This is a genomic window from Streptomyces sp. NPDC028910, from assembly GCF_055564955.1.
Genome location: NZ_JBVHVF010000031.1, coordinates 50874 through 63148 on the forward strand (window position 1 = coordinate 50874; position 12275 = coordinate 63148).

A 12275-nucleotide genomic window follows, 5' to 3' on the forward strand; every position below is an offset into this window, starting at 1 on the left:
ACCACCGGGTAACCGAAGGGTGGCGTCCGGGTGGCCAGCCGCAGATCCGGTCTGCGCCAGGCGTGTTCGGTCCACGCGCGAATCGTTGGCCGAACCGGTGGTCCGGATCACCCGGACTGCATACCATCGATCACCGCACGGCCCTCTTGTGCACCGACGCACAATCTCCCGGCCCTGGAGGCTCCTTTGCACCGTCGCACAGCGCTCTCCGTCTCCACCGCCCTGCTCCTGGCGGCGCCCCTGCTGTCCGCCTGCTCGGGTGAGGCCCGTCCCGGCACCGCGGCCGTCGTCGGTGGCGAACGGATCACCACCTCCGCGCTCCAGGCGCAGGTGAACGACGTCCGTGCCGCACAGAACCGTTCCGGGCAGGCGGCCGCCGAGCTCATCGCGAGCACGCCCAACCTGGAGCGGCAGAAGCTCGACTCGATCCTCCAGAGCCGGATCATCGACAAGATGGCCGAGACCGCCGGGCTCACGGCCACCGAGAAGGACATCGAGGACGAGCGCACGGCGTACGTCGAGGAGAACGGCGGGAAGGAGCAGTTCGAGGCGCTGCTCCTGCAGAAGGGCGCCCTGGCCCCCGGCCAGGTCGACCGCTTCCTCAGGGACCGGGTGCTCCTGGCCAAGCTGACCGCCAAGTACGGCAGCGGGAAGCTGGAGGAGCCCGCGCGGGCCGCCGTGCGGGCCCTGCGCATCGAGGTCAACCCGCGCTACGGCGCCTGGGACGCCCAGCAGATCAAGCTCGGCCTCGGGGAGACCCCCTGGATCACCGAGCGGACCCGGCCCGAGCAGGCCCCGGCCGGAGCCTGAGGCCGGCGCCGGAGCCTGAGGCCCCGGCCGGAAGCCGAGGCCCCCGCCGGAGCCCGAGGCCGCCGGCCGGAGGTAGGTTCGGAGGGTGACCGACCACTCCGAATCCACCGCCGCCGAGCCCACGGGCCGCATCGTCCTGCTGACCACCAGCCACCGGGTCGCCCCCGGCGTGCTGTCCTGGCCGGCGTGGCAGACCCTGCACGCCGCGGACCGGGTGCTGTGCGCCGACCCCGGCCACCCGCAGCTGCCGTACCTGCGGGAGGCGGGCATCGAGGTCGCGCACGAGACCCCGGACGCGCACGCGCTGGTCGAGGCCTGCGCGGGCGGCCGTACGGTCGTGGTGCTCCCGAGCGGGGAGGGGGACCAGCGGCTCACCGACGGGCTCGCCCGGCTGGCCGGCTCCGGCCGGGTCTCCATGCCCGACCTGGAGCTGCTGCCCGGCTCGTACGACCTGCCGGGCGCGCGCCTGCTCGACCTGGTCCAGGTGATGGACCGGGTCCGCCGCGAATGCCCGTGGACCTCCCGGCAGACCCACCGGGGCCTGGCCAAGTACGCGATCGAGGAGGCGTACGAGCTGGTCGAGGCCATCGAGGCCGGGGACCGGGAAGAGCTGCGCGAGGAGCTCGGCGACGTGCTGCTCCAGGTGGTCTTCCACGCGCGGATCGCCGAGGAGCACGAAGAGCCGGACGAGGCGTTCTCCATCGACGACGTGGCCGGGGCCCTCGTGGAGAAGCTGATCCACCGGCACCCGCACGTCTTCGGTGACGCGAAGGCCGAGACCCCGGAGGACGTCCACGCGCACTGGCAGCGCACCAAGGCGGTCGAGAAGCAGCGGGAGTCGGTCACCGACGGCATCCCGGTGGGCCAGCCGGGTCTGGCGCTCGCCGCCAAACTCGCGGGCCGGGTCCGGGCGGGCGGGGTGGCCGTCGAGCTGCCGCGGGGCGAGGGCATCGGCTACGAGCTGCTGGAGATGGCGGCGCGCGCCGAGGCGGCGGGGATCGACCCCGAGACCGCGCTGCGCGCGGCGGCCCGCGTCTACCGGGACGCGATCCGGGCCGCCGAGGGCGTCGGCGCGTAGGCGGATAGGCCTCGGCGGCGTAGGACTCAGTACTCCCTCGGCGCGCGGGCCGCGGGGTCGTGCCAGTGCGGCGGCGGGCGGTTCAGGAACCACTCGCCGAAGCCGAGCGGGCGGCCGTTCACGCCGTCGTCCCTGCCCACGGCGGGTACGCGGTCGTAGAAGAGGCGGTCGGGGCGGGCGCCCAGCTCCTCCAGGACGTACGCGATCTCCTCCATGAACCCCGGCGGTCCGCTGAGGTAGACGTCCTGGTCCGGCCACAGGACCCGGGTGCCGAGCGCGGTCGCGAGCCGGCCGGTGGCCTCGTCGCGGTGCTGCCCGGGGGCGGGCGTGATGTAGGTGACGCCGAGCCAGCCGCAGGTGGCGGCGTACTCGTCGATGAGCGGGCGGTCGTAGAGGTGCGCGCCGTCCCGTGCCACCACGAAGAGCCGTACGTCCTGATCAGGAGGGTGTTCCACGAGGTCCTCCAGCACGGCCCGGATCGGAGCCCAGCCGGTCCCGGCGGCGATGAGGCTGACCGGGCGGTCCGCGCGGCGGAAGGTCAGCTGCCCGCCGGCGGCGCCGAGCCGCAGCACGTCGCCCGGCCGGGTCTCGCGGACCAGGGCGGTGCTGAGCCGTCCCCCGTCGATCCGGCTGACGTGCAGGTCGAGGGTGCCGTCGGGGCGGGGGGCGTTGCCGATGGAGTACGTGCGCCAGGTCGCCGGGACGCGCGCGCTGCTCACGCTCGTGTACTGGCCGGGGAGATGGGGGAAGGGGGCGTGCGGCCTCAGGGTCAGGACGCCGATGTCCTGCCCGTACGTGAGGTGGCGTACGACCTCGGCGTCCCACCACGGCGGATCCTGGCTCGTGTCGGCGCCGGTCGTCATCGCGTCGGCGACCACCTGGTACGCCTCGGTCCAGGCCTTCTCCACCCGGGGGGTCCAGGCCTCTCCGGAGGTCTCGGCGAGCGCGGCGAGGAGGCTGGAGCCCACGGCCGCGTAGTGCTCGGGACCGACCTGGAACTTGCGGTGGTCGCGCCCCAGGTCGCGGAGGTAGGGGACGAGGGTCTCGTCGTCGAGGTGGGCGACCACGTGGGTGAGCGCCGCGAAGAGCCGGTCCCGCTGCCGCTCCATGTCCTCGAAGGAGGCCGGGAAGAGGTCCCGGACCGCGGGGTGGTGCCAGAAGAGGTGGGCGTAGAAGAACTTGACCGCGTGCTCGGCCCGTCTCTCCACCACCGCGAAACTGCTTTTCAAGATCCTTACATCCACAGAACCGAAAGTAGGAGTGTCGTGGAAGGTGAGGTCAAGCGATGGCCGATCTACGGACAGCCGCGACGAACCAGTCATATGGGATGACGGGCCGGCGCCGGGATACGGTCATCAGGTGCACGAGCAGAATCCCGCAGCCCCCGCCGACCCCCCTGCCACCGAGGGTCCGACCCTCTTCGACTGGGAGTTCGCGACCGATCCGTACCCGGCCTACGCCTGGCTGCGCGAGCACTCCCCGGTGCACCGCACCACGCTCCCCAGCGGGGTCGAGGCCTGGCTGGTGACCCGGTACGCCGACGCCCGCCAGGCCCTCGCCGACCAGCGGCTCAGCAAGAATCCGGCGCACCACGCGGAGCCCGCGCACGCCAAGGGCAAGACCGGGATCCCGGGCGAGCGCAAAGCCGAGCTGATGACGCATCTGCTCAACATCGACCCGCCGGACCACACCCGGCTGCGGCGGCTGGTGTCGAAGGCGTTCACCCCGCGCCGGGTCGCCGAGTTCACCCCGAGGGTGCAGGCGCTCACGGATCACCTCATCGACCAGTTCTGCGAGAAGGGGACCGCGGACCTCATCCACGAGTTCGCCTTCCCGCTCCCCATCTATGCCATCTGCGAGATGCTCGGAGTACCGCGCGAGGACCAGGACGACTTCCGCGACTGGGCCGGCATGATGATCCGGCACGGCGGAGGCCCGCGCGGCGGGGTCGCCCGGTCGGTCAAGCAGATGCGCACCTATCTCGGCGAGCTCATCCACCGCAAAAGGGACGATCTGGGCGACGACCTGATCTCCGACCTGATCCGGGCGAGCGACCACGGCGACCACCTGACGGAGGGCGAGGCCACCGCCATGGCCTTCATCCTGCTCTTCGCCGGCTTCGAGACGACCGTGAACCTCATCGGCAACGGCGTCCACGCCCTCTTCATGAACCCCGGCCAGCGCGAGCGGCTCCAGCTCTCCCTCGCCGCCGGCGAGAGCGGTCTGCTGGCCACCGGAGTCGAGGAACTGCTGCGCTACGACGGCCCCGTGGAGCTGGCGACCTGGCGGTTCGCCACCGAGCCGCTGACCCTCGGCGGCCGGCGGATCGGGGTCGGCGATCCGGTCCTGGTCGTCCTCGCGGCCGCAGACCGGGACCCCGAGCGGTTCGCCGATCCGGACACCCTCGATCTCTCCAGGACCGACAACCAGCACCTCGGGTACGGGCACGGCATCCACTACTGCCTGGGCGCCCCGCTCGCGCGACTTGAGGGGCAGACGGCGCTCGCGACTTTGCTGACGCGGCTGCCCGATCTGGAACTGGCCGTTCCACCCGAAGACCTGCGCTGGCGTGGTGGTTTGATCATGCGTGGGCTGCGCACCCTACCCGTCCGCTTCACAGCTCCAAACATTTGAGGGCCGCCTGATTCGGGGTCAGTTTCCCGCAGAACTTGTGACAATCGTTCGAAGGCCGCTAGGTTCTGCCGTTACCCCGCTGTTATGCGAAAGGTGCACCCTCATGCGTTCCGGGAACGGCCGCCACAGACGACCCCGCCAGGTCCCCGCGCTGGTAGTAACAGCCGGAGTCACTGGCTCCGCGCTGGCCCTGCCGCTGCTAGCCGCCACCAGTGCCACCGCTGCCGACACCTCCACTTGGGACAAGGTCGCCGAGTGCGAGAGCGGCGGCTCCTGGAGTGCGAACTCCGGCAGCGGCGCGTACGGCGGGCTCCAGTTCACCCAGGAGCAGTGGCAGAGCGCCGGCGGTCTCGACTTCGCCGAGCGGCCCGACCTCGCGAGCCGGTCCCAGCAGATCGCCGTGGCCGAGCGGGTGCTGGCCTCGCAGGGGCCGCAGGCGTGGCCGCTGTGCGCGGCCTCGGCCGGGCTGGACCGGCAGGGCCCCGCCGCGGAGGTGGACCCCGGTCTGCCCGGCGGATCCGGCACGGTCGGCCCCACCCCGTCCCGCCCGGACGACACGGTGCCGACCACCGGGGGCGGCCATCCGGCCACGGACTTCGGGGCTCCGACCCCGCCGGCCCCGAGCCCGTCCGACAGCCCGCTCCTGATCCCGGACGCACCGTCCGTCGGACTGCCCGTCATGCCCGCGCCGGACGTGCCGACGACGCCTCCCGCCGACCCGACCCTTCCGGGGCTCCCGGGCGATCCGACCACGCCTCCGGTGACCCCGGGCGGTCCGACGGCCCCCGCCCTCCCGGGGGACCCGACCGCGCCCACCACCCCGCCCACCACCCCGGGGCTGCTCCCGGTCGACCCGGCGGCCCCCGTGGCCCCGGAAGCCACTGTCGGCGAGGGCAGCGGCAAGCACCGCGGTGCGCCCGCCGCCGAGGTTCCCGTGGCGTCTGACGCCGCGTCGAGCTCCACGTACACGGTCCAGGTGGGCGACAGCCTGGCCGCCATCGCGGATGCCAAGGGGGTCGAGGGCGGCTGGAGCGGCCTCTACCAGGCCAACGAGCAGGTCATCGGCGAGGACGCCGATCTGATCAAGCCCGGCCAGAACCTGGATCTAACCCCGTAATAAGGACACTTCATTCATCCGGAAAGAGTTGAATGTCGGGTTTCTGCAAGTGAGACATGCATCTCTTCCGGTCAACTGGCGTGTCCCGTCCCGGGGCTTCCGCAAACCCCGTCCTCACCTGCGCAAACACCCCTGCGGGGAGCGCAAGTAGGAGCCGTTTCTCCCCGATGTCCCTCGTTGAACATCGGGGAGAGACCTGTCTACCTTCTGAATCGCTCGCCACCGCGAGCTCCTTCGACCGCATCGCCGAATCCTGCCGGCGGACGGGGGGAACAGTCGTCGCGTCAAGCGCCGAAGGCAGGAGCGGGGGAACCAAGGTAGGTGCCGGGAGCGGCCGTTGAGAGACGGTCACGCCACCGGCTGGGGGTTAAGACGTGCGCTAGGTCGCACGGCCGGGCAACTCACTCGCCCGAACCCGACAGCTCACCTCGTAGGCGTCGGTGAGGAGAATCTCCATGCTGCTTTCCGGCAAGGGCAAGCACCGCCGCGGTTCCAAGGCCGTCCGCATCGTCACGCTCGCCGGTGTCGCCGGTGTCGCCGTCGCCGCCCCCCTGATGGCCGCGGGCACCGCCAGCGCCGCCACCGCTTCCGAGTGGGACAAGGTCGCGCAGTGCGAGTCCGGTGGCAACTGGGCCATCAACACGGGCAACGGCTACTACGGCGGCCTGCAGTTCTCGTCCTCCACCTGGGCCGCCTTCGGTGGCAAGTCGTACGCCGCGCAGGCCAACCAGGCCTCGAAGTCCCAGCAGATAGCCATCGCGGAGAAGGTCCTCAAGGGCCAGGGCAAGGGCGCCTGGCCGCACTGCGGCAAGGGCCTGTCCAACTCCTCGTACACCGGCGGCGGCTCCTCCGAGGCCCCGGCGTCGACCAAGCCGAAGGCCGACACGAAGAAGACCGAGCAGAAGGCCGCGCCGAAGAAGGAAACCAAGCGCGCCGAGGCTCCGACCACCCGCTCCGAGCGCACCGAGGCCCCGGCCGCGCCGAAGACCGGCAACGGCTCGTACGAGGTCAAGCCCGGCGACACCCTGGGCACCATCGCCGAGGCCAACGGCGTCCAGGGCGGCTGGGAGAAGCTCTTCGAGCTGAACAAGGACATCGTCTCGGACGCCGACCTGATCTTCCCGGGTCAGAAGCTGAAGCTCAGCTGAACACTGCGGCCGTAGCCGCAGGAGCACGTACGTCCCCACCGCCCGGCGCGTCTCCCCCACGCGCCGGGCGGCGGCGTTCGTGCCGGTCAGAAGCGCGATCATGCGCGGTGATCACGAGGCTATGTCCCGGAAGAGGGGTATTCGGTCCCTTTTTCGTCCCAGGGGCCGGGCGGTCGGCCGGTCGAGCCCCCCGGGCCGGTTAGGCTCTAGTCGGCAAGGCCATCCCACGGCCTGACGCCATCGCACACTCAGCGTCACATCCCAGAAGGAGATGCTCGTGCCGTCCATCGACGTCGTCGTAGCCCGGGAAATCCTGGACTCCCGAGGCAACCCCACGGTCGAGGTCGAGGTGGGCCTCGACGATGGCAGCACCGGCCGTGCTGCAGTTCCGTCCGGCGCCTCCACCGGTGCATTCGAGGCCATCGAGCTCCGTGACGGTGACCCCAACCGTTACATGGGCAAGGGTGTCGAGAAGGCCGTCCTCGCCGTCATCGAGCAGATCGGCCCGGAGCTCGTCGGCTACGACGCCACCGAGCAGCGGCTGATCGACCAGGCCATGTTCGACCTGGACGCCACCGACAACAAGGGCTCCCTCGGCGCCAACGCCATCCTCGGCGTCTCCCTCGCCGTCGCGCACGCCGCGTCCGAGGCCTCGGACCTCCCGCTCTTCCGCTACCTCGGCGGCCCGAACGCGCACCTGCTGCCCGTTCCGATGATGAACATCCTCAACGGTGGGTCGCACGCCGACTCCAACGTGGACATCCAGGAGTTCATGATCGCCCCGATCGGCGCGGAGTCCTTCTCCGAGGCGCTGCGCTGGGGTGCCGAGGTCTACCACACCCTCAAGAAGGTCCTGCACACCAAGGGCCTCTCCACCGGTCTCGGTGACGAGGGCGGCTTCGCCCCGAACCTGGAGTCCAACCGCGCCGCGCTCGACCTCATCGTCGAGGCCATCAAGCAGGCCGGCTACACCCCGGGCAAGGACATCGCGCTCGCGCTCGACGTCGCCGCGTCCGAGTTCTACAAGGACGGCAAGTACGAGTTCGAGGGCCAGTCCCGCTCGGCCGCCGAGATGACCGAGTACTACGCCGAGCTCGTCGAGGCGTACCCGCTGGTCTCCATCGAGGACCCGCTGTTCGAGGACGACTGGGCCGGCTGGAAGACCGTCACCGACCGCCTCGGCTCCAAGGTCCAGATCGTCGGCGACGACCTCTTCGTCACCAACCCGGAGCGCCTGGCCCGCGGTATCGAGGAGGGCTCCGCGAACGCCCTGCTCGTGAAGGTGAACCAGATCGGCTCGCTGACCGAGACCCTGGACGCCGTCGAGATGGCCCAGCGCAACGGCTTCAAGTGCATGATGTCGCACCGCTCCGGCGAGACCGAGGACGTCACCATCGCCGACCTCGCCGTCGCCGTGAACTGCGGTCAGATCAAGACCGGCGCCCCGGCCCGCTCGGACCGCGTCGCCAAGTACAACCAGCTGCTGCGCATCGAGGAGATCCTCGACGACGCCGCGGTGTACGCCGGCCGCAGCGCCTTCCCGCGCTTCAAGGGCTAATCACGGCATCGAGGTCCAGCCTCCGTACGTCCCCGCACTCGGTCCCGTACCGTGTGCGGGGACGTAGTGCGTAGTGCGTACAGGGGAGGCGGATCAATGGCCGGGAACCGGGATCGGTTCTCCACCTTCTCCACCGCGACCAGGCTCAAGCAGCTCGGCGAGCGGACCGCCGCCCACGTCTACCGCTCGCAGTCGCGCCGCCAGGTGCGCCGCAGCCGGCTGACCGGTCGGGCCGCGCTGCTGGTCCTCGTCCTCTGTACCCTGGTCGTCGCCCTCGCGTATCCGATGCGCCAGTACGTCTCCCAGCGCTCGGAGATCGCGGAGCAACAGCGGGCCGCCGAGACCGCGCGGGACCGCCTGGAGCGGCTGCGCGACGAGAAGGCCCGCTGGCAGGACGACGCCTACGCGGAGCAGCAGGCGCGCAAGCACCTGCACTTCCTGCGCCCGGGGGAGATCGGCTACATCATGAGCGACCCCGCGGCGCAGCCCCCCGAGCCGCACCGGACCGGCCAGGCCGGCTCCGACCGCCCCTGGTACTCCAACGTCTGGGACGGCGTCGACAAGGCAGACCGCCCCGGCGACTGAACCAGTACCACCCATCCACGAGAACGAAGAGACTTCCTCCAGGCATGCAGACGCCCCCGCCCCAGACCGACCGGACCGAGCCGACCGACGCGGACATCAAGGCGTTCGAGCAGCAGCTCGGCCGCCCGCCGCGCGGGCTGCGCGCCATCGCGCACCGCTGCCCCTGCGGGCAGCCGGACGTGGTGGAGACCGCCCCGCGGCTCCCCGACGGCACGCCCTTCCCGACGCTGTACTACCTGACGTGCCCGCGCGCGGCCTCCGCGATCGGCACGCTGGAGGCCAACGGCGTGATGAAGGAGATGCAGGCCCGGCTCGCCGAGGACCCGGAGCTCGCCGCCGCCTACCAGGCCGCGCACGAGGACTACATCCGGCGCCGCGACGCCATCGAGGTGCTCCAGGGCTTCCCGAGCGCCGGCGGGATGCCGGACCGGGTGAAGTGCCTGCACGTGCTGGTCGGCCACTCACTGGCCGCCGGCCCCGGCGTCAACCCGTTCGGCGACGAGGCGCTGGCGATGCTGCCGGAGTGGTGGGCCAAGGGCCCCTGCGTCACCCCGTGCGGCGAGAAGCCGGCCGACAAGAACGACACGAGCGACACGAACGACACGGACGACAAGGAGCAGGGCGCGTGACCAGGGTCGCCGGCATCGACTGCGGTACGAACTCCATCCGCCTCCTCGTGGCCGACTGCGACCCTGCCACCGGCGAGCTGACCGAGCTGGACCGGCGGATGACCATCGTCCGGCTCGGCCAGGGCGTGGACAAGACGGGGCGCCTCGCCCCGGAGGCGCTGGAGCGCACCTTCGCCGCCTGCCGCGAATACGCGGAGGTCATCAAGGAACTCGGCGCGGAGCGGGTGCGCTTCGTGGCGACCTCCGCCTCCCGGGACGCCGAGAACCGGGAGGACTTCGTCCACGGCGTCCTGGACATCCTCGGCGTCGAGCCCGAGGTGATCTCCGGCGATCAGGAGGCCGAATTCTCCTTCACCGGCGCCACCAAGGAGCTGACCGCCCACGAGCACCTGGAACGGCCGTTCCTGGTGGTGGACATCGGCGGCGGCTCGACCGAGTTCGTGGTCGGCGAGGAGCACGTACGCGCCGCCCGCTCCGTGGACGTGGGCTGCGTCCGGATGACCGAGCGCCACCTGGTGGTGGACGGGGTCGTCACCGACCCGCCGACCCCGGCGCAGATCGCCGCCATACGGGCCGACGTCGAGGCGGCGCTGGACCTGGCCGCCGAGAGCGTCCCGCTGGCCGAGGCACGCACCCTGGTGGGCCTGGCCGGCTCGGTGACCACGGTCGCCGGAATCGTGCTCGGCCTGCCGGAGTACATCTCCTCGGAGATCCACCACTCCCGGATCTCCTACGAGCAGGTCCGCGAGACCTGCGAGCGGATGCTGACGACGACGCACGCCGAGCGCGCGGCGATCCCCGTGATGCACCCGGGCCGGGTGGACGTGATCGGCGCCGGTGTGCTGGTGCTGCTGGCCGTCATGGAGCGGATCGGCGCCTCGGAGGTCATCGTCTCGGAGCACGACATCCTCGACGGAATCGCCTGGTCCATCGCCTGAACGGCGGTGAAACGAAGGCGATGAGGGGCCTGGAGGCCCCTGATCCACATCAACTTCGTGAAGTTCTTCACAAGGAAAAGGGGTCTGTGAGGTCTGCGGAAGGGTTCTTCGGACCCTTCCGAGGCCCCGCGGGCCCCTTTCTTCGTGCCTTCGTGCGATCGGCGGACGCGACTGGTTCCGTATCAGAGGTATGGACGAACCCCTGTGGTCCAGTCCGCTTGAGACCCTGGAGGCCAGTTCAGGACGGGTGAACAACGACTCCCGTTACACCCTGGTTCCCGTTGCGCGCCATGACGTCCGTCACGTGGGCGGCGGAGTGTAGCAGAGGGTCTCCGACTCCTTGTGAAGGGGCTCACGAGCGACACCCCTTTGGGTGCTGGATACTCGTTCCATGAGCACCACGGAGCGTCCCAGGATCCTCGTTGTAGGAGGTGGGTACGTAGGCCTGTACGCAGCCAAGCGCATCATGAAGAAGATGCGTTACGGCGAGGCGACCGTCACGGTCGTCGACCCGCGCTCGTACATGACCTACCAGCCCTTCCTCCCTGAAGTGGCCGCAGGCAGCATCTCGCCTCGGCACGTCGTCGTCCCGCTGCGACGCGTGCTGCCCAAGGCAGAGGTTCTCACCGGCCGGGTCACCAGCATCGACCAGGACCGCAAGGTCGCCGTCGTCACGCCACTCGTCGGCGAGGCGTACGAGCTGCCCTTCGACTACCTGGTGATCGCGCTCGGCGCCATCTCCCGCACCTTCCCGATCCCCGGTCTCGCAGAGCAGGGCATCGGCATGAAGGGCGTCGAGGAGGGCATCGGCCTGCGCAACCACGTCCTCGAGCAGCTCGACAAGGCCGAGTCCACGACGGACGAGAACGTCCGCCGCAAGGCCCTCACCTTCGTCTTCGTCGGCGGCGGCTTCGCCGGCGCGGAGACCATCGGCGAGGTCGAGGACATGGCCCGCGACGCCGCGAAGTACTACACCACGATCAAGCGCGAGGACATGCGCTTCATCCTGGTCGACGCGGCGGACAAGATCCTTCCCGAGGTCGGGCCCAAGCTCGGCACCTGGGGCAAGGAGCACCTCGAGTCGCGCGGCATCGAGATCTACCTCAACACCTCCATGGACTCCTGCGTGGACGGCCACGTGGTGCTGAAGAACGGCCTCGAGGTCGACTCCAGCACGATCGTGTGGACCGCCGGCGTGAAGCCCAACCCGGTGCTGGCCCGCTACGGCCTGCCGCTGGGCCCGCGCGGCCACGTCGACGCCGAGCCGACCCTCCAGGTCAAGGGCACCGACTACATCTGGACCGCGGGCGACAACGCCCAGGTTCCGGACGTCGCCGCCCGCAAGGCCGGCGTCGAGAACGCCTGGTGCCCGCCGAACGCCCAGCACGCGCTGCGCCAGGCCAAGGTCCTCGGCGACAACGTCATCTCGGGCATGCGGGGCTTCCCGCAGGCCGAGTACGCGCACTCCAACAAGGGTGCGGTGGCGGGCCTCGGCCTCCACAAGGGCGTCGCGATGATCGTCATGGGCAAGATGAAGATCAAGCTCAAGGGCCGGCTCGCCTGGTACATGCACCGTGGCTACCACGGCATGGCCATGCCGACCTGGAACCGCAAGATCCGCGTCTTCGCCGACTGGACCCTCGGCATGTTCCTGAAGCGCGAGGTCGTCTCCCTTGGTGCGCTGGAGACCCCGCGCGAGGAGTTCTACGAGGCCGCCAAGCCGGCGCCGGCCCCGGCCGCCGCCGCTGCCCCGGCCGAGAAGGCCAAGGCGTCCTGAC

Annotated in this window: 11 protein-coding genes and 1 riboswitch; of the genes, 10 read left to right on the top strand and 1 reads right to left on the bottom strand. The window is 70.7% G+C overall.

The genetic code is table 11. From position 1 onward, the window contains the following. Positions 1–186 precede the first annotated feature (186 nt). Together ACZ4TV_RS28880 and ACZ4TV_RS28885 are read left to right on the top strand one after the other, a co-directional pair. Positions 187–810, top strand: a complete 624-nt coding sequence (locus tag ACZ4TV_RS28880; RefSeq protein WP_468138000.1) for a SurA N-terminal domain-containing protein — start codon at positions 187–189, stop codon at positions 808–810. Between the two features lie 85 nt (positions 811–895). Beyond that, positions 896–1888: a nucleoside triphosphate pyrophosphohydrolase gene (locus ACZ4TV_RS28885; protein WP_468138001.1), complete on the top strand. Its 993-nt coding sequence runs from the start codon at positions 896–898 to the stop codon at positions 1886–1888. A gap of 26 nt (positions 1889–1914) precedes the next feature. Here the strand turns inward: ACZ4TV_RS28885 and ACZ4TV_RS28890 are convergent, their stop codons facing one another. Beyond that, a complete protein-coding gene (locus ACZ4TV_RS28890; protein ID WP_468138002.1) occupies positions 1915–3099 on the bottom strand; it encodes a globin domain-containing protein in 1185 nt (394 codons plus the stop codon). A 148-nt stretch (positions 3100–3247) separates the two neighbouring features. Between ACZ4TV_RS28890 and ACZ4TV_RS28895 the strand changes: the two genes are divergently transcribed. The 8 genes from ACZ4TV_RS28895 (at position 3248) to ACZ4TV_RS28930 (ending at position 12274) form a co-directional block, all read left to right on the top strand. Continuing rightward, a complete protein-coding gene (locus ACZ4TV_RS28895; protein ID WP_468138004.1) occupies positions 3248–4522 on the top strand; it encodes a cytochrome P450 family protein in 1275 nt (424 codons plus the stop codon). 103 nt (positions 4523–4625) lie between these two features. Then, positions 4626–5639 (top strand): transglycosylase family protein, encoded by a 1014-nt coding sequence (locus tag ACZ4TV_RS28900; protein WP_468138005.1) that lies wholly within the window; start codon positions 4626–4628, stop codon positions 5637–5639. 279 nt (positions 5640–5918) lie between these two features. Continuing rightward, positions 5919–6091, top strand: a riboswitch (cyclic di-AMP (ydaO/yuaA leader). A gap of 3 nt (positions 6092–6094) precedes the next feature. Next, positions 6095–6787, top strand: a complete 693-nt coding sequence (locus ACZ4TV_RS28905) for a transglycosylase family protein (protein ID WP_468138006.1) — start codon at positions 6095–6097, stop codon at positions 6785–6787. A gap of 271 nt (positions 6788–7058) precedes the next feature. Beyond that, complete coding sequence (eno, locus tag ACZ4TV_RS28910) at positions 7059–8345, top strand: phosphopyruvate hydratase (RefSeq protein WP_468138008.1); 1287 nt, start codon at positions 7059–7061, stop codon at positions 8343–8345. 96 nt (positions 8346–8441) lie between these two features. Next, positions 8442–8930, top strand: a complete 489-nt coding sequence (locus tag ACZ4TV_RS28915; protein WP_468138009.1) for an FtsB family cell division protein — start codon at positions 8442–8444, stop codon at positions 8928–8930. 44 nt (positions 8931–8974) lie between these two features. After that, positions 8975–9559: a DUF501 domain-containing protein gene (locus tag ACZ4TV_RS28920; RefSeq protein WP_468138011.1), complete on the top strand. Its 585-nt coding sequence runs from the start codon at positions 8975–8977 to the stop codon at positions 9557–9559. After that, a complete protein-coding gene (locus ACZ4TV_RS28925; RefSeq protein WP_468138012.1) occupies positions 9556–10497 on the top strand; it encodes a Ppx/GppA phosphatase family protein in 942 nt (313 codons plus the stop codon). Before ACZ4TV_RS28920 ends, ACZ4TV_RS28925 begins: the two co-directional genes overlap by 4 nt. A gap of 391 nt (positions 10498–10888) precedes the next feature. Then, complete coding sequence (locus ACZ4TV_RS28930) at positions 10889–12274, top strand: NAD(P)/FAD-dependent oxidoreductase (protein ID WP_468138013.1); 1386 nt, start codon at positions 10889–10891, stop codon at positions 12272–12274. The last annotated feature ends 1 nt before the right edge of the window (position 12275 follow it).